Below are 17844 nucleotides of genomic sequence, written 5' to 3' on the forward strand. Positions count from 1 at the left end.
CCGCCGGTCACTCGGCCCCGGTGTCCGGGATCCGTCGCATCGCCCGGCCCACGTGCAGGTACTCGGCCCGCTCGCCCTCGCCGAGGAAGAGGAACTGCTGGTGTCGTCCGCCCACCGCCTCGGTGCAGATCAGCATGCGCTCGCTCGTCGGCACCACCCGCATGGTCGTCGTGGCGTCGCCCAACAGCTCGCCCAGCCGGCCGAGCAAGCGGGTGGTGACGGTCAGCCCGTCCTCGGTCTCGGCGACGTCGAACCGCTGCGCGGGCGACGCGTAGCTGCCGACCAGGTAGCTCGCGTCGACGGCCGGCGGCTCGGCGGGCGGGAGCGCCGGGGCGGGCGGTCGCACGTCGGCGAGGGTGTCGAGGAGTTCGCAGATCAGGTCGTAGACGCCGTACAGGGCACCGCCGTTGGTCAACAGCGCGATCGAGACGTCACGTTCGGGCACCACGCGCAACATCGCGCCCTGGCCGATCGTGCCGCCGTCGTGGCCGACGACCTCGCCGCCGGACCAGTCGTACAGGATCCAGCCGAGGCCCCACTTCCGGGCGCCGAACGCGCCGTTGCCGACGATCTCGATCTGCGGCTCGCGCATCGCCCGCGCCGACTCCTCGGACAACAGGCGCCTGTCGTCGGAGAGTCGCCCGAGCCGGATGTGCGCGGCGGCGAATTCGAGCAGGTCCGTCGCGGTGGTGGCGAGCGCCGAGCCGGAGGGCGCGCCGTTGCGGTCGGTGTGGTGTACCGGCGCCTTGACGTTGGTGCCGTCGGGACCGCCGATGTGTCCGATCGCGGTGCGCAGCAGGATCGACTCGGTCGCGTTGTTGGCCACATGCGTCAGACCGAGCGGGGCGACGATGCGTTCGCGCAGCGCCCGCTCCCAGGTCAGTCCCGTGCGCACCTCGACCAGGAGGCCGAGCAGGTCGAAACCGGCGTTGGAGTACGAGAACGTCTCGCCGGGCGGGAACAGTTGCTCGCCGACCGTGGCCAGACTGGCCACCAGGCGGGCGATGGAGTCGTCGCCGTTGCCGTGGTCCTCGAACAGTTCGCCCTCGAAACCCGCGACGTGGCACAGGAGGTGACGGGTCGTCACCCGTGCGGCGGCGTCCTCGTCGACGAGTCGCAGGTCGGGGATGTAGGTACGGATCGGGACGTCGAGGTCGATCAGGCCCTCGTCGACCAGTTGCATCACCAGGGTCGTGGTCCATACCTTGGTGATCGAGCCGATCTGGAAGACCGAGTCGGTGGTCGCCGGATACTCCGTCTCGACGTCGAGTACGCCCACCGCGGTGGCGACGGTGCGATCGCCGACCCGTATCGCGAGGCTCGCCCCGGGGATCCCCGACTTCTCGACCGACTCCGCGAGGCGCGTCCGCAGGTATTCGGCGGTCGGCAGGGTCGCGGTCGAACCCGCTCCCGCCGAGCGGTCCGAGTGGCCGGGAGCCGGTGTGGTGGCCTCGGGCGGGGTGGGTCGTCCCATGGGTCGGGCACCTCCTCGAAGGGGCGGCGGTCTGCCGCGGGGAGCGCTCACGCTAGGCAGCGTGCACGGCGGTCGAATCGTCCGCGAGGACAAAGAACCCTATCCGAACCTGTCCGAATCGCCGACGCCCGTCAAGGCCGGCGTACGTGATGCTCGCCGGACGGGCGACGGCCGACGGGCGGCACCCGACGGACATCAGGCACTGGGCGGCGGGCAACCGGCGACGAACGGGAGACTCCATGGACGTATACATCTCGATCGACATGGAAGGAGTGGCGGGCATCGCCACCCTCGACCAGATCGTGCGCGGCGGCGGTGGCTACACCAGGGCGCAGGAGATCATGACCGGCGAGGCCAACGCGGCCATCGAAGGAGCCTTCGCGGCGGGCGCGGACAGCGTCCTGATCAACGACAGCCACGGCACGATGGACAACCTGATCGTGCAGCGACTGGACCCGCGCGCCCGGGTGATCCTGGGCAGCCCGAAGGCCCAGTGCATGGCGCACGGCCTCGGCGCGCATCACGGCGTCGCGCTGTTCATCGGCTACCACGCGGCGGCCGGCGCGCCGGGTGTGCTCGCGCACACCTTCTCGTCGGACTTCACCTCGGTACGGCTGAACGGGAAGCCCGTCACCGAGGCCGAGGTCAACGCGCTCCTCGCGGCCCGGCACGGCGTCCCGATCGGACTGGTCACCGGCGACAACGAGGTCTGCGCCGCCACCGCCGCGGTCTTCCCCGGTGTGATCACCGTGCCGGTCAAGACCGCCGAGGGCTTCACCGCCGCGAACAACGTGCACCCGACCGTGGCCCAGGACCTGATCCGGGCCGGCGCGGCGGCGGCCGTGGAGAAGGCCGGGGTCCTGGAACCGCTGGCCCTGCCGGAGAAGTTCGTCTTCGAGGTGGGCTTCCAGATCCCGCTGGCCGCCGAGGTCGCGGCGTCGGTCCCGGGCGCGGAGCGGATCGACCTGCTGACGGTGCGCTGCGAGGCGACCGGCCCGGAGCAGCTGATGGACCTCGTCAACCTCTGGTACACGGTCGCCGCGCACTCGGCCCGGTCGCGGCTGCCCATGCTGGAGCGCCGCTAGCCGAGGCGGGCCATGGTCGCGGTGGTGCGGGGCGAGGAGGGGGTGTCCCGCACCGCCGCCACGCTTCGGCTTTCGACGCGCCGGGGCGGGGGCGGAGGTAAATGGCCGGCGCGCGGCTCGGTGCGGCGGGATGATCCGGGGTGTCCGGGGCGATGCGAGCTCCTGTGCCGTGCCCCGGGCCCGAAGCCGTGCGCACCCGAGCCGCTCCGAAAGGCAGTCGTGATGATTCTCGGCGCATCCGAGCCGTCCGAGCCGTCCGAATCCTCCGCCGCCGAGCGGCCCGAAGTGCGGGCGGCGGTCGGGACGGTGCGGGGGAGACGGGAGGCGGGGGTGGCGGTCTTCCGGGGCATTCCGTTCGCCGAGCCGCCGGTGGGCGCGCTGCGGTTCGCCGCGCCTCGGCCGGCGCGCGGGTGGGACGGGGTGCGATCGGCCCTGGCGTACGGGCCGCCACCGCCTCAGGGCGGCGCCCTCGGGATGGCCGAGTTCGCGCGTGGTGCGGTGGGCGACGACTGGCTGACGGTCAACGTCTGGTCGCCCGATCCGGGGCCGGGCGCGGGGCTGGCGGTGATGGTGTGGATCCAGGGCGGTGCGTACACGGTCGGCATGTCCGGTCTGCCGGAGTACGACGGCGCACGACTGGCGCGGGACGGCGGCGTCGTGGTGGTGACGTTCAACTACCGCGTGGGGTTCGAGGGTTTCGGGCTGATCGAGGGCGCGCCCGCCAACCGTGGGCTGCTGGATCAGATCGCGGCGCTGATGTGGGTACAGGACAACATCCGGGCGTTCGGCGGCGATCCGGGCCGGGTCACCGTCTTCGGCCAGTCGGCGGGCGGCGGCTCGGTCGCGGCGTTGTCGGCGATGCCGCGTGCGGTCGGGCTGTTCGGCCGGGCCGTGGCCCAGAGCGTGCAGGGTACGTTCTTCGCGCCGGAACTCGCCGCCGACGTCGCGGCGAAGTGTGCCGCCGAGTTGGGGCTGCGGTCCACGGTTGCCGAACTGTCCGAGGTGGAGCCGGAGTTGCTGTCCGCGGCCGGGGACGCGGTGGCCGCCGGGATCACCCGGTGGGCCGGGCGGTGGGGGCGGGTCGCGCATGGGGCGACCCCGTTCGCGCCGGTCGTCGACGGCGACACGCTGCCGGCCACGCCGTGGCGGGCCCTGGCCGACGGCGTCGGGCGGGACGTACCGCTCCTCGTCGGCCACACGCGCGACGAACAGCGGCTGCTCACCCTGCTCGACGGGCTGCTCGGCGAGGTGACGGAGGAGCAGGCGGCGACCGCCATGGACGTGTTCGGCCCGGAGCGCGACGCCGCGCGCCGGTACCGCGCCGGGTATCCGCACGCGAGTCCGGAGGAATTGTACGAACTGGTGCGCTCGGACCGGCTGTTCCGGATGCCCAGTCTGCACCTGGCCGAGGCGCGGATCGCCGGCGGCGGCCGGGCGCACATGTACGAACTGACCTGGTCCGCACCGGGCATGGGTGGTGTCCTCGGCGCCTGCCACGGCCTCGACGTCCCGCTCGTGTTCGGCAACCTGGATCGGGGTCAACCGGCCCTGCTGTTCGGTGACGGCCCGACCGAGGAGGCGGAGGCGCTGTCCGCCCGGATGCGCGCCGCGTGGACGGCCTTCGCGAGGGACGGCGACCCGGGATGGCCCGCGTACGAGCCGAAGTCGCGCCGGACCCGGGTCTTCGCCGACGAGCCGACGGTCGCCGCCTATCCGGAGGAGGCGTCCCGGCGGATCTGGGCGGGGGAGCCCATGTCGGCGTCGACCGTGGCGGAGGGATAGGACGCGGGGGTCGTCGCCGGCTCGGGGCGGGTGCCGTCCCGAGCCGGCGGGTGCGGTTACGACGCGACGCCGTCGGAGCGGCGGTCCAGGGAGTCGCCCACGAGGTGGTAGACGGCGTTCTGGGCGGCGGTGTGGCGCGGCACCTCGCCGGCTTCGCGCTTCCTGCCGTCCGCGCGGCCGGTCATCTCGTAGATGAAGTAGCGGTACAACGATTCGCTGGTCCAGCTGTAGGGGGCGTCGGGCGCGAAGTCCTCGACACCGGAGGCGACCGGGGGGCTGACCCGCCTGTAGTGGTCGTCCTTGGATTCGGCGAGGGTGGCGGCGGCCACGGCGGTGGGCATCTGGAGCACGCCGACCGTGGTCTGCACGTTGTTGGCCCTGTCCACGTAGAGCGCGACGACGCCGCGTTCGCAGCCCAGTCGTTTGATCCGGGCCGCCGTGGCGTCGTCGTCGGCCACGGCGGCGCAGTCGTCGACGGTCTTCACACAGGCCCGGGTCAGCGTGCCGCCCGCGTACTTGTACGGGAGTTGCGCGAGGCCGAAGACCTCGTCGCCGGTGACGGGCCTGGGGTCGCGGGACGCGAAACGCAGGTCGTCGCGGGTGAGGGTGCCGCGCGCGGGCTTGTCGGTCGCGGTGACCGATACACACGGTCGCACCGACGACGAGGACGCGGGCGGCGTGGGTGCGGCGGTGCCGGCGCCTGTGGCGGGCGGCGTCGAACCGGGGGTCCGCGGACCGGCGCTCGGCGGCGGAGCGGCGGCGGCCTTCTTGTCGTCGCCTCCGCCGCACGCGGTCGACGACGCCAGGACGGCGACCGCACACGCGGTCACGGCGAGGGCGCGCCACGGCGCGCGGCGGGGCCGGGTGCGGGTGGCGGTGCGTGGCGTGTCCGGTGCGTCGTGTTCGAACATCGGCGACTCGTTTCGAATCACGGCCGACGCACGGTGGGACGTGGCACGGTACGGCACCGATGCTCTCCGGCGGTCCGGGCGTCCGGCCTGAGGAACCCGCCGGATGGTGTCGTACCGGCTGACAATCGGTGAAAACCTAGCATCGGGTGGCGCGTCGGGATCAACCATTCGCGCCGGATGCGGGGATCTCCGCGCGAACTGGATATTCCGGTACCGGGAACCGGATCGGCCGAGGTCGTCGGCTCGATCCGGTCCCGCGTCACGTACTACTTGAGGGCGGTGAGCGCCTTCTCGTAATCGGGCTCCTCGGCGATCTCGGCGACCAGTTCGGAGTGCACGACCACGTTGTTCTCGTCGAGTACGACGACGGCGCGGGTGGCGACGCCCGCCAGCGGGCCCTCGGTGAGCGCTACGCCGTAGTTCTCCAGGAACTCGCGTCCCCGCATGGTGGACAGCGTCACCACGTTGTCCAGGCCCTCCGCACCGCAGAAACGGCCCTGGGCGAACGGCAGGTCGGCCGATATGCACAGGACGACGGCGTTCGTCAGGTCGGCGGCCGACGCATTGAACCGGCGCACCGACGCGGCGCAGGTACCGGTGTCGATGCTCGGGAAGATGTTGAGCACCTTCCGCTTGCCGGCGTAGTTCTCCAGCGACACGTCGGACAGGTCCTTGGCCACCAGAGTGAAGGCGGGCGCGCTGTCGCCGGGCTGCGGGAGGCGGCCGGCGACGGCGACCGGGTTGCCCTTGAAGTTGACCGTCTGTGACATGGGAACCTCCGAGTTGGTAGGGGATGCGAGCCGGTCGTGTCGGGCCGCGTTCCGACCGCGGTGTCGACGACCGCGACCGGCACGTGTCTCGGGTCCCGACACGGCCGCTCCCGGACCGAGGCGACCGACACCCGTGGAGCGGGACGCCGACGGCCGGGAAGCGTGCGCCTCAGGCTATCGGGCGCCCGATCGGGGCCGAGGGGCGGCGCCGGTCGGCCCGCGAAGCCGGTGTCCCGCCGCGACCTCGGCCGACGTCCGGGGCGCGGCGCCGGCGGCCGTACGGGTGGAATCGCCGGGCGGTGTCGGTCGGCGCGCGGTTCGGTGCGCGGACGGATGATCACCTTGGCCGAGCAAGGTCCCCTCATTTTCGGAAGAGACATATCGCCATGCGCCGTGCCTTCGGCTGCCGCCTCGCCACCGCTCTGTTCGCGCTCTTCGCCCTCGTCCCGCTGACCCTGGCCGGCCCGCCGGCGCAGGCCGCTCCGCCGACGATCGTCGTCGCCGGCGATCCGCACGTCGACGCCTCGGATCCCGGCGGCCATCCGTCGCACGGCCTGGATCCGGCGATCGTGGCCCGTCTCGACGAGGTGATCGCGCAGACCCGTCGCGAGACCGGCGTGCCCGGGGTGACGGTCGGTCTGTGGTTGCCGGGTCGGGGCAATTACATCCGGTCGACGGGGGTGGCCGATATCGCCACCGGTGCGCCGATGCGGCCCGATCTCAACATGCGGATCGGCAGCGAGACCAAAACCTTCACCGTCACCGCCCTCCTGGAACTGGTCGACGAGGGGCGGCTCTGGCTGGACGACCCCATCTCCGGGTACATCGACGGAGTGCCCGACGGCGACCACATCACCATCCGCCAACTGGCGGAGATGCGCAGCGGCCTGTTCAACTACAGCGCCGACCCGGACTTCGTGCAGGCGCTGCTGGACGACCCGACCCGTCCGTTCACCCCGCAGGAACTGCTGGCCTACGCCTTCCGGCACCCCAACGTCTTCGCGCCGGGGAGCGCGTTCCAGTACTCCAACACCAACACCGTCCTGCTGGGCCTGGTCGTGGAGAAGCTGGGCCGGATGCCGCTGGCCGACTTCATCCACCGGCGGGTCACCGGGCCGGCGCACCTGCGGAACACCCTGTTCCCCCGCGGCGCCGAGTTCCCGTCGCCGCACGCGCACGGGTACACCAACCAGACGTCGACCGGCGAGATTGCCGACGCGACGGACTGGAACCCGAGTTGGGGCTGGGCGGCCGGCGCGATGATCTCCGACCTGCACGACCTGCGCCGCTGGGCGAAGGTGGTGGCCACCGGGACGCTGCTGTCCCCGGCCGTGCAGGAGCAACGGGAGAATTTCGTTCCCGTGCCCGGCTTCGACGACGCCGGCTACGGGCTCGGCCTGTTCCGCGTCCGCGGCTGGGTCGGGCACAACGGCTCGCTGCCGGGCTACGAGAGCGTGACGGTGTATCTGCCGGAGCAGGACGCCACGATGGTCATCCTGCTCAACACCGACATCCTGCACGACGGCAACGAGCCCAGCACGCTGTTCGCCAAGGCGATCACCTCCGTCATCACCCCGGAGAACGTGTACGACCTCCCGGCCCAGGGCTGACCACCGGCGCACGCGGCGGCGCGGCACGCCGGCCCCCAGGGGCTCGTGCCGCGCCGCCGGCGCGTTTTCGGGCGGGGTGGGTGGACGCGGATACCCGGACAGCCGGCCGGAGTTGCGGTGTCGGACCGGCACGGGTGGGGTTCGCGGTGAGCCGCCGTGGCCACGCGACCTCCCGAACTCCCGCCCGGTACACGGCGATACGGGCCGCCGATCGAGGTCGGCCTCGTGGCCGGCGGGGGTGGCCGGGTGCTCCGGGCGCGCGGCCGGTGCCGTGGGCGCGGGTGGTCCGGTCAGCCGGCGGCGGTGAACAGCCCTCGGCCGGCCTTGCCGGCGCGGCCCGCCTTGACCAGGCCCTCGGCGGAGGTGCGGACGCTCTCCAGCCGGCTCTTCGTGGGCTCCTCGCCCAGGGCTTCGGTGAGTCGGCGGACGTTCATCGGCTGCTCGCTCGCGCTCAGCAGTGCGGCGATCTCGTCGCGCAGGTGGGTGCGGACCCGGCGTTCGGCGGCCGGTACGGGCGGGCCGGCCTTCGGGGCGCGGGCGGGCTTCCGGCGCGGGCCGGCCGGTGCCGGGGCGGCGGCCTTGGCACGGGGCGCGGCCTTGCGGCGGCGTGGCGCGGGGGTGGTGGGCTCGGTCTCGGCTGCGGCCTCCGGCGCGGGTGCCGGGTCCGGAGCGGCCGCGGGCGGCGCGGACTTCGGCTCCCTGCGGGGCCGCGGTACGGCCGCGACGAGGGGGCGGATCACCGTCAGGTGCGCGACCGCGTTGCGGCGGGCCTCGAGTTGTCGCTCCACCTCGGCCAGTTCCGTCTCCAATTCCTCCCGCCGCTGGGCCAGTTCATCGGCCTCCCGTTCCAGCGCCACGCGCAGTTCCTCAACCGACGACGCCATCCGGCGACTCCTTCGCTCGACGTGCCCGGTGCGCGGGATCACCCACACCCGGGATGCCGACATGATCGCGCGTCGGAGTGCGCCGTGTGTGGGAAAGCCCGGTTTCCCCTACGAATGATGCTTTCGTGCTGTTGGATCGAGGAGGCCGGACGTCGGCCGCCGGGCATCGGGCCTCGTCCGGGCCGGTGCCGAGCCGAGCCCGCGCGCGGGCGGGACACGGCCGTGTCCGGTCGGCGCATCGAGGAACGCGGTGGCCGACGGGTCCGGGCCGGGGCGGGTGTGCGCGGCGAGGCCACACCGCACGGGTGCGTCGGGGCGCGGCACCCGGCCGGGAAGGCGCGGCGCCGTCACGCTCGCGGGCATCGGCGCGGGACCGAGCCCGACCGCGACGAGCCGGGGCACGGCCGAGGTGGGCCGACGAGGCGGTTCGGGCGGTCGTGTTCGCGCTCGCCGGCCCGTACGTGACCGGCACCGTCACCGTCCTGCACGTCGAGGGGGGTGGACGCCTCGCGCGGGCTCCGAGTGAGCGGGCCGCGTCGGGCCCACGCGGCCGGCGCGTCCGTCCGGCAGGATCGGGCCGGATGACGACCATCGGCCCGTGGAGCACCCACACCCTCGAATTCCGACCCGACACGGTGGTCAAGACGTTTCGCGCCGGAGCACACGACAACCACCGGCGGGAATGGGCCGCGCTGACCCTGCTGCACCGCTTCGCGCCCGACCTCGCGCCGCGACCGGTGAGCCGGGATCCTCGACCCTCGTGCCCGGTCGTGGTGATGTCCCGGCTGCCGGGAGTCGTGCTGCGCGGCACGACCGTCCGGGACGAGCGCGTCGACGCACTGGCCGCGACGCTGAACACGCTGTACGCGGCCGTCCCGGACGGGGTCGTTCGCGAACTCCCGGTCCGGCCGGGGCACCAGGGCGCGATCATCGCCCGGATCGACGAGTGGGCGGGGTGGGGACTCGACACCGCACCCTCGGTCGGCCGGGCCCTCGCGGCGGGCGTGGACTGGCTGAATCGTGGTGGTGGTCGGCGGGCTCTCGGTCGCGGGGAGGTGCCTCCCGTCTTCGGTCCGGGCGACGGGAATCTCGCCAACTACCTGGCCGATTCCGGGGGTTGCCCGGACGGCGGAGCGCGCGGGACGCGTGGCCGGATCCGGGTCGTGGACTTCGAGGAGTCCGGGCGCAGCGACCGGGCCTTCGAGCTCGCGGAGATCACCGAACACGTATCGAGCCGGGTGGATACGTCCCTGGACGTGCGTGGGTTGCTCGATCGGGTCGACCTCACCCCGGCGGAGGCCGCACGTGTGCCGGACTGTCGACGCCTGCTCGCCCTCGTCTGGCTGTTCCTGCTGTCGATGGAGGATCCGGAGAACCCCAGGAATCCGCCGGGGACCGCCGAGCGCCAGGCGGCCCGGCTCGGCGAACTCCTCGGGTGAGCACGGGCGTCGAGGTGCCGCCGACCTGCGTCAGGCGGGGGGTGGGGTGGTTCGGACGAGGTGTGTGGCCGCGTTCGGGTCCAGGGTGGTGCCGCGTTCGTATGCCTCGGCGAATGCCCGCGGCCCGAGTGTGGCCGTCGTCGCGGCGGTGATCCGGTCGACGTCGGTGCGCTCGCCGGGCGGCAGCGGGGCGTCCACGCCGCGACGGATCGCGTCGGCCGCGCCCAGGAGCAGGGCCGCGAACGCGGCGCGGTCCGGGTCCCCGGACAGCGCCGCCGCGCCCGCCAGGCCCTCCAGGGACAGCGCCATCGCCCGGGGTTCGCCGAGGACGCCGGCGAGTTCCAGGCCGAGGAGGTGGTGTGCGCGGGCCGCGTCGGCGTCGCCGCGCAGTTCGGCGACGAAACCGAGTTCGGATCGGCGCAGATGGGTGCCCGCCCGCGAGGACACGTCGGCGTACCGGTCGAGCATGCGCAGCAGATGCGCCTCGGCGGCGTCGAGGTCGCCCGACCGCCGGGCCCCCAGGGCGAGTCCCATCCGCGCGTGCACCTCGCCGAACACGTAGCCCTGCTCGACGGCCGAGTCCAGCGCCCGCCGATGCAGGTCGTGCGCCCGGTCCGGGTCGCCGGCGAGCAGCGCCAGCCGGCCGAGTCCGGACAGGCGCGCGGAGATCTCCGTCGGGAGGCGCAACTCCTCCGCGATGCGCAGTCCTTCGGTGTGCCGGCGCACCGCCTCGGGGTAGTCGCCGCGGACCTCGGCGATCGTGGCCAGTGGCGCCACGGTCTGCAACTCACCCCAGATGTCCCCGAGTTCGCGAAACAACTCGGCGCCGCGCAGGCCGTCGCGCGCGACGTCGGCCAGGTTCCCGCCGATCAGGGCGTGCATCGCGCGCAGTCCGAGGCCGGCGGCCTCGGCCCAGCGGTCCTCGTCCCGCGCGGCCAGGGCCAGCGCGTGCGTGTTGGCGCGGGCGCTCGCGACGGGATCGCCGCCGTTGAACAGGGCGTAGGCGTACAGCCAGGCGAGCCGGCCGCGCCGCGCCCGATCCTCGATCGCCGCGTCCGGGAACGCGGTCGGGACGGATCGATCGCCGGTGAGCAACGCGAACGCGTCGTCGAGGACGCCTGTTTCGGCAGCGGCGGCGGCGGCGCCGGCGGCCCGGTCCGCCGGGGCGATCGCGCGGACCGCCGCGAGGGCCCGGCGGCCCTCGACCAGCCGGCCGCGCAGCAACCACCACCAGGCGAGCGCGCGGACCAGGCGGGCCGCCGCGTGCGATCCCTCCGGGCGGCCCGCGCCGGCCTGCCGGATCGCCTCGTCCAGGGCGGCCCGCAGATTGCCCGCCTCGGCGTCGAACCGGTCGAGCCACGCACGTTGTTCGGCGCCGCGCAGATGCGGCTCGGCCCGTTCGGCCAGGTCCAGGTAGTGCCGCAGATGGCGATCCCGTACGTCGGCGAGGTCCGCCGTCTCGTCCAGGCGCTCCAGGGCGTACGCGGTCACGGATTCGAGCATGCGGTATCGGGGGCCCGCCGGTCCCGGCACCACCACGACCAGTGAGCGGTCGACCAGGCGGCCGACCAGGTCGAGTACTTCGCCCCGGGTGACCCCGTCGCCCGCGCACACCGCCTCGGCGGCGTCCAGGGTGCAGCCGTCGGTGTGGATCGCGAGGCGGCGCAGCACGATGCGTTCCGGCGTGTCGAGCAGTTCCCAGCTCCAGTCGATCATCGCCCGCAGGGTGCGCTGACGGGCGGGCGCGCCGCGCCGGCCGGAGGTCAGGACCCGGAACCGATCGCCGAGGCGGGCCGCCAACTCCGCTACGCCCAGGACCCGCACGCGGGCCGCGGCCAGTTCGAGGGCGAGCGGGATGCCGTCCAGGCGCCGGCAGATCTCGGCGACGGACGCGCGCAGTTCGGGAGTGGCCGCGTCGAGCGAGAAACCCGGCGCCGCCGCGGCGGCGCGGGCCGCGAACAGGTCCACGGCGTCCTCCGGGCGAAGCGGTTCGACCAGGAACAACGTTTCGCCGGTCAGGCCCAACGGCTCCTGTCCGGTTGCCAGTACGCGCAATCCCGGCACCCGGTGCAGCAGCACCTCGGTGAGCCGGGCCGCCGGTTCCACGACGTGCTCACAGTTGTCCAGGACGAGGAGCGGGCGCCGATCGCGCAGGGCCGCGGCGAGCCGGTCGGCGGGATGTTCGGGCGAGCCGTGGCCGGGCAGCCCGGCGGGGGTGTCGTCGCGGATGCCGAGCGCGGCGGCGACGACCTGCACCAGATCGGCCATCTCGCCGTGCTGCCCGGCGAGTTCGACCAGCCACACCTCGTCGGCGAGGTCTGCGGGCACCCATCCGGCGGCCTCGACCGCGAGCCGGGTCTTGCCCACACCGCCGGGCCCGGTCAAGGTCACCAGGCGCGCGCCCCCGAGCAGCCGACCGACCTCACCCACGTCGGAATCGCGCCCGACGAGGGTGGTGAGCGGGGCGGGGAGATTGGACCGGGCACGGCCGCGGGCCGCCGCCTTCGCCCCGGAGACCGGAGCCGGGACGGCCTCCGATGCACCCCCAAGCCGAGACGGAGGGCCGTCGTCACCCCCCGGCGAACGACCGGGACCCGACGAGTCGCCGATCCGGGACGCGTCACCGGCCCCCGACACAGTGCCGACCCCGAACAAGGACCCGGCCCCCGACGCGGCGCGGGTCCCCGATGCAACGTCAACCCCCGATGTGGCGCCGCCCCCCGACCAGGCGCCGACTCCCGATGTGGCGCCGACCCCCGACCAGGCACCTGCCCCCGACGAAGCGTCGGCCTGCGTCGAGGCGTCGGTCCCCGACGGGTCGACGGCCCGGGGCGAGGCCCCCGCCCCCGACGAGGCCCGGCCGCCGGGCGTGGTGCCGTTCCCCGTGGGCGTCGGCGTTGGGTCCTGTGTGGCGCCGCCCCTCGACCAGGCACCCGCCCCCGACGAAGCGTCGGCCTCCGTCGAGGTATCGGCCCCCGACGGGTCGACGGCCCGGGGCGAGGCCCCCGCCCCCGACGAGGCCCGGCCGCCGGGCATGGTGCCGCTCCCCGTGGGCGTCAGCGTTGGGTCCTGTGTGGCGCCGCCCCTCGACCAGGCACCCGCCCCCGACGAAGCGTCGGCCTCCGTCGGGGCATCGGTCCCCGACGGGTCGACGGCCCGAAGCGAGGCCCCCGCCCCCGACGAGGCCCGGCCGCCGGGCGTGGTGCCGCTCCCCGTGGGCGTCGGCGTTGGGTCCTGTGTGGCGCCGCCCCTTGACCAGGCGCCGACTCCCGATGTGGCGCCGATCCCCGACCAGGCGCCTGCCCCCGACGAAGCGTCGGCCTGCGTCGAGGCATCGGCCCTCGTCGAGGCCCGGCCGCCGGGCGTGGTGCCGGCCCCCGTGGGTGTCAGCGTTGGGTCCTGGCGCAGGATCGCCTCGTACAGGGCGGTCAGTTCCCGCCCCGGATCCACGCCCAACTCGTCCGCCAGGAGTCTGCGGAGGTCCGCGTACGACGCCAGTGCCTCGCTCTGCCGACCCGCCAGATACAGGGCACGCACCTGCACCGCGCGCAGCCGCTCGCGCAGCGGATGGCGGGCCACCAGGTCGGTCAACTCACCCGACAGCAGCGTGTGTTCGCCCACCTCCAGACGCGCCTCGGCCTGCTCCTCGAGCACCGCCAGGCGCTGTTCGGTCAACCGCCGCGCCGCCGTCCGGGCGAACTCCGTGTCGGCGAAATCGGCGTACGCCGACCCCCGCCACAACCCCAGCGCCCGGGTGAGCAGCGCGGCGCGCGCGGTCGGGTCGCCGGCCAGGCGCGCCTCGGCCACCAGGGACCGGAAACGGTCCGCGTCCACGTCGTCCGCCTCGGCGTCGACGGCCAGTCGGTAGCCCGGGGGCTGGTACACCACCCGCTCCCGCCCGAGCACCCGGCGCAACTGCGAGACCTTGGCCTGGAGGGCGTTGACGGGGTTGCCCGGCGGCTCCGCGCCCCACAGGTCGTCGACGAGCCGATCGGTGGAGACCGGCCGCCCCTCGTGGACCAGCAGGTCGGCCAGCAGCGCCCGAACCTTCGCCTCGGGGACCCGGACCGGCGTCCCCTCGTCGTCCCACACCATCAGCGGACCCAGCACCCCGTATCGCATGCGGTTCACCGTACATACCGGGCATCAGCGAACCCTCAGCGGACCCTCAGCGCTTCCGCAGCACCCCCGAAGCGCCTCCGGGCAGAGTCGTTCCCATCGACGAGGAGCACCCCCGCCGGCACCCCCGAAGCCCCCGAACACGACCCAGGGGCCGATCCACCCGGTGGGGGATCCCCACCACGGAAGGACGAAGACGACCATGAACACCACCGTGCACACCGACGCGACCACGAGCCCCCTCTTCCGGCCCGCCCGGCTCGCCGGCCTCGACCTGCCGAACCGCCTCGTGATGGCGCCGATGACCCGCAACCGCGCCGACGCCCAGGGCGTCCCGCGCTCGATCATGGCCACCTACTACGCACAACGGGCGAGTGCCGGGCTGATCATCGCCGAGGCCGCCACGCCGAACGCGGTGGGGCTGACCTACCCCCACATCCCCGCGATCTTCGACCCGGACCATGTGGCCGGGTGGCGGCGCGTCACCGACGCGGTGCGCGCCGAAGGCGGGCGGATGTTCCTCCAACTCCAGCACGGCGGCCGGGTCGGTCACCCCGACAACAGCGGATTCACCCCGCTCGCACCGTCCGCGATCCCGCTTCCCGAGCCGATCCATACCCCGGGCGGCCCCCGGGAGGCGGTCGTCCCGAGGGCCATGACGCTCGACGACATCCGGTCCACCGTCGCCGACTTCGCCGTCGCCGCGCGCAACGCGATCGACGCGGGCTTCGCCGGGGTCGAGGTGCACTCCGCGAACGGCTACCTCTTGCACCAGTTCCTGGGGCGCAACACCAACCACCGCACCGACGCCTACGGCGGCCCCGTCGCGCACCGCACGCGATTCACCCTGGAGGTGGTCCGGGCCGTCGTGGACGCGATCGGCGCGGATCGGGTCGGCGTACGCATCTCGCCCGGAGTCACCGCCAACGGCATGGCCGAGGGCGACACCGAGGCCATCTACCCGCCCCTGGTCGCCGCCCTCGCCGAGCTCGAACCCGCCTACCTGCACGTGGTGATGGCCGATCCGGACCAGCCCGTCTTCCGGGAGATCCGCCGGCTCTGGACGGGCACCCTGATCGCCAACCCGAACCTGGGCTGGGGACGACCGCTGCCCGCCGACGGCGGCCGGCACGCGGGCGAGCGGCTGTTGGCGGCCGGCGCCGACCTGATCTCCCTCGGCCGGGCCTTCCTGGCCAACCCCGACCTGGTCGACCGCCTCCGCACCGGCGCCCCGCTCAACCCGATCCGCGACGCGTACCTGATGTACACGGGCGGGGAGGAGGGCTACATCGACTACCCCACCCTGCAAGCCGATCAGGACCGGGTACTCGCGTCCACCACCCACTGAGCCCCCCACGTCGTCCCGACCCCGACCCCGACCCCGACCTCGCCCGAGGCCGGGGCCGACGGCGTGTCCCGACTCGGTGCGTAGTCCGTCCCGAGTCGGGGAAACATCGGGACGCCTTCGCCCGGTGCCCCGAGCGGACCGTCCCCGACCCGGTCTCGGCGCCCCGGCGAGAGTGCGCGCGAAACAACCGTCACCGTCCGACGATCGCCTGCGAGGTGCCCCGTGTCCGAAACCGGTGCGATCCCCCTGCCCAACATCCGCCCCGAGGGGCGCCCGTTCGACCCGCCGGACGACTTCCGTCGACTGTGTGCCCAGGAGCCGCTGCGTAAAGTGTCGTTACCCGACGGCAGCGCGCTGTGGTTGGTCAGCCGGGATCAGGACGCGCGCCGCGTCCTGGTCGACCGTCGATTCGGTACCGCCGGCACGCCCGACCTGTTGCGCCCGGCCGGCCCGGACCTCGAGGCCCGTCGGGTGGGAAACCTGCTGCGCCTGGACCCGCCCGAACACACCCGGGTCCGTCGACTGCTCGTCGACGCGTTCACCCCGAGCCGAATACGCGGGATGCGCGCGGACATCGAACGCACCGTTTCCGACGCACTGGACGCTCTGGAACGCATGCGACCTCCCGTGGACCTCGTCGCCCACTTCGCGCTCCCCGTCCCGTCCCTGGCGATCTGCGCACTGCTCGGCGTGCCGTACGCCGACCGGGAGGGTTTCCAACGCCGCACCACCACCCTGCTCGACTTCGCCCGCCCCACCGAAGAGGTGGCAGCCGCGGCGGCCGAGGCGCGCGCGTACATGGCCGACCTCGTCGCCCGGGAACGCGAGCAGCCGGGCGACGGACTGCTCGGCACCCTCGTCCGGGACCACGCCGACGCCCTTTCCGACGCCGAACTGAGCGGCCTGGCCAACCACTTGCTGGAGGCCGGACACGAAACCGTGGGCGCCATGCTGGGCCTGGGCACCTTCCTGCTCCTTCGGGAACCCGAGGCGGCCGACCGCCTGCGCGACACCGAGGACCCGGCCGTCATCGCGGGCGCGGTGGAGGAACTGCTGCGATATCTCTGCGTCATTCCGTACGGCCTGCCCCGAACGGCCCTGACGGACGTGGCGATCGGGGACCATACGATCGCCGCCGGCGACCACGTCGTGGTCTCGCTGGCGTCCGCGAACCGGGACGAGGCCGCCCACGACCGACCGGACCGCTTCGACCCCGACCGCCGGCCCACCCCGCACCTCGCCTTCGGGCACGGCACCCACCACTGCCTGGGCGCCCAACTCGCCCGCATGCAACTGGGCATCGCCATCCCCGCGCTGCTGCGCCGATTTCCCACCCTGAGCTGCGCCGTGCCGCCGGAGCGGGTGCGTCTGCGGGCGTCGTCGGCGGTGTACGGCGTCGCCGAGTTGCCGGTCACCTGGTGAGCGGCCGGCGGTCGGCCGCGGCGGGGCGACGCCGGTACAGCGCCACGAGGGCGCACACCCCCCGCCGGCCGGCCCGGCCGTACACCCGGACGCCGAGCCGGGAACCGGCGCCGCCGGCGAGATAGGCCCACGTCATGTACGTCGTGTCGAGTCCGCTGCGGGCGTCGGGGGCGCAGCGCGAACACCCGGGCCTGGTTGGCGACCATTCCGCACTGCATCGCGACGTCGAGCAGCAGCGTGCCGACGACCAGGGCGGTCAGACCCCGGGCGCCCGGGACCAGGACGGCGGCGGAGAGGAGCACGCCGAGCAGGCAGATCAGGTTGACCGGATCCGACCCGCGCCGATCCACCAGGCGTCCGGCGAGCGGGGTGCAGATCATGGTCGCCGCGCCGATCAGGGCGAGCAGCCCCACCGCCCGGGCGCCCAGGCGGTGGGCGGGGCCGGTGAACAGGAGGGTCAGGCAGGTCCACACGGCGGAGAACCCGGCGAAGATCGTCGCCTGGTACAGGCAGGAGCGGCGCAGTTCCGGCTCGGCCCGAAGCAGCCGCAGTGGCTCGGCGAGCAGCGCGACCAGGGCCGTCGCCACCGGATACGGGGCGCGCCGGCCCAGCCGCTCGCCGAGTGTGCCGCCGAACGTGCGGGCGAGCAGCATGCCGCCGATCGAGCCGCCGAGCAGGGTGCCCATGATCGTGGCGCGATGCGCGGCGGCGACCAGTTCGGCCGCCGGTGGGCCGACGACCTGCGCGGCCACGGTGGTGGCGCCGACCACGACCCCGGCGGCGACGAGCACGCCCGGGCCGGGCGCGCAGCCCGCGAGCAGCAGTCCGGCGGCGGTGACGCCGAGCAGGGTGACCGGGAACGCGCGGTTCGGGAGGCGGTTGCCGAGCGGTACGAGCAGGAAGATCCCGAGCGGGTAGCCGATCTGCGTGGCGGTCACCACCAGGGCGGCGGCGTCGGGCGACTCGTGCGGGCCGGCGGACCGACCCGGGGCGACCGGGC

At 74.0% G+C, this 17844-nt stretch carries 12 protein-coding genes and 1 pseudogene; 6 read left to right on the plus strand and 7 right to left on the minus strand.

Translation table 11 applies throughout. The features are described from left to right. Positions 1 to 7 precede the first annotated feature (7 nt). A complete protein-coding gene (locus EMA17_RS00815) occupies positions 8 to 1474 on the minus strand; it encodes a serine hydrolase domain-containing protein (protein ID WP_126634885.1) in 1467 nt (488 codons plus the stop codon). A 239-nt stretch (positions 1475 to 1713) separates the two neighbouring features. Between EMA17_RS00815 and EMA17_RS00820 the strand changes: the two genes are divergently transcribed. Both EMA17_RS00820 and EMA17_RS00825 read left to right on the plus strand, forming a co-directional pair. Continuing rightward, on the plus strand, positions 1714 to 2559 hold the full coding sequence (locus EMA17_RS00820; RefSeq protein ID WP_126634886.1) for a M55 family metallopeptidase: 846 nt from the start codon (positions 1714 to 1716) through the stop codon (positions 2557 to 2559). Positions 2560 to 2781: 222 nt separating this feature from the next. Continuing rightward, positions 2782 to 4341: a carboxylesterase/lipase family protein gene (locus tag EMA17_RS00825; RefSeq protein WP_126634887.1), complete on the plus strand. Its 1560-nt coding sequence runs from the start codon at positions 2782 to 2784 to the stop codon at positions 4339 to 4341. 56 nt (positions 4342 to 4397) lie between these two features. Here the strand turns inward: EMA17_RS00825 and EMA17_RS00830 are convergent, their stop codons facing one another. Beyond that, complete coding sequence (locus EMA17_RS00830; protein WP_126634888.1) at positions 4398 to 5252, minus strand: hypothetical protein; 855 nt, start codon at positions 5250 to 5252, stop codon at positions 4398 to 4400. A gap of 266 nt (positions 5253 to 5518) precedes the next feature. After that, positions 5519 to 6022: a thiol peroxidase gene (gene tpx, locus EMA17_RS00835; protein ID WP_126634889.1), complete on the minus strand. Its 504-nt coding sequence runs from the start codon at positions 6020 to 6022 to the stop codon at positions 5519 to 5521. A 386-nt stretch (positions 6023 to 6408) separates the two neighbouring features. Between tpx and EMA17_RS00840 the strand changes: the two genes are divergently transcribed. Beyond that, positions 6409 to 7632: a serine hydrolase domain-containing protein gene (locus EMA17_RS00840; protein WP_126634890.1), complete on the plus strand. Its 1224-nt coding sequence runs from the start codon at positions 6409 to 6411 to the stop codon at positions 7630 to 7632. A 290-nt stretch (positions 7633 to 7922) separates the two neighbouring features. Here EMA17_RS00840 and EMA17_RS00845 read toward each other — a convergent pair whose 3' ends face one another. Beyond that, a complete protein-coding gene (locus EMA17_RS00845) occupies positions 7923 to 8516 on the minus strand; it encodes a hypothetical protein (RefSeq protein WP_126634891.1) in 594 nt (197 codons plus the stop codon). A gap of 581 nt (positions 8517 to 9097) precedes the next feature. Here EMA17_RS00845 and EMA17_RS00850 point away from each other — a divergent pair. Further along, entirely contained in the window at positions 9098 to 9955 is an 858-nt protein-coding gene (locus EMA17_RS00850) for a phosphotransferase family protein (RefSeq protein ID WP_160161259.1), read from the plus strand. 30 nt (positions 9956 to 9985) lie between these two features. Here the strand turns inward: EMA17_RS00850 and EMA17_RS00855 are convergent, their stop codons facing one another. Continuing rightward, positions 9986 to 14077, minus strand: coding sequence for a BTAD domain-containing putative transcriptional regulator (locus EMA17_RS00855; protein WP_246126372.1), 4092 nt, complete (start codon positions 14075 to 14077; stop codon positions 9986 to 9988). A 199-nt stretch (positions 14078 to 14276) separates the two neighbouring features. Between EMA17_RS00855 and EMA17_RS00865 the strand changes: the two genes are divergently transcribed. Further along, positions 14277 to 15422, plus strand: coding sequence for an alkene reductase (locus tag EMA17_RS00865; protein ID WP_126634893.1), 1146 nt, complete (start codon positions 14277 to 14279; stop codon positions 15420 to 15422). 222 nt (positions 15423 to 15644) lie between these two features. After that, on the plus strand, positions 15645 to 16844 hold the full coding sequence (locus tag EMA17_RS00870; RefSeq protein WP_126634894.1) for a cytochrome P450: 1200 nt from the start codon (positions 15645 to 15647) through the stop codon (positions 16842 to 16844). Here EMA17_RS00870 and EMA17_RS53715 read toward each other — a convergent pair. After that, positions 16834 to 16980, minus strand: a complete 147-nt coding sequence (locus EMA17_RS53715) for a hypothetical protein (RefSeq protein WP_246126373.1) — start codon at positions 16978 to 16980, stop codon at positions 16834 to 16836. The genes EMA17_RS00870 and EMA17_RS53715 overlap by 11 nt on opposite strands. A 130-nt stretch (positions 16981 to 17110) precedes the next feature. Further along, positions 17111 to 17785: pseudogene (locus EMA17_RS53720) on the minus strand (MFS transporter); the annotation flags it as partial. Positions 17786 to 17844: the final 59 nt, after the last annotated feature.

This window comes from Embleya hyalina, from assembly GCF_003967355.1.
Taxonomy (GTDB): Bacteria; Actinomycetota; Actinomycetes; order Streptomycetales; family Streptomycetaceae; genus Embleya; species Embleya hyalina.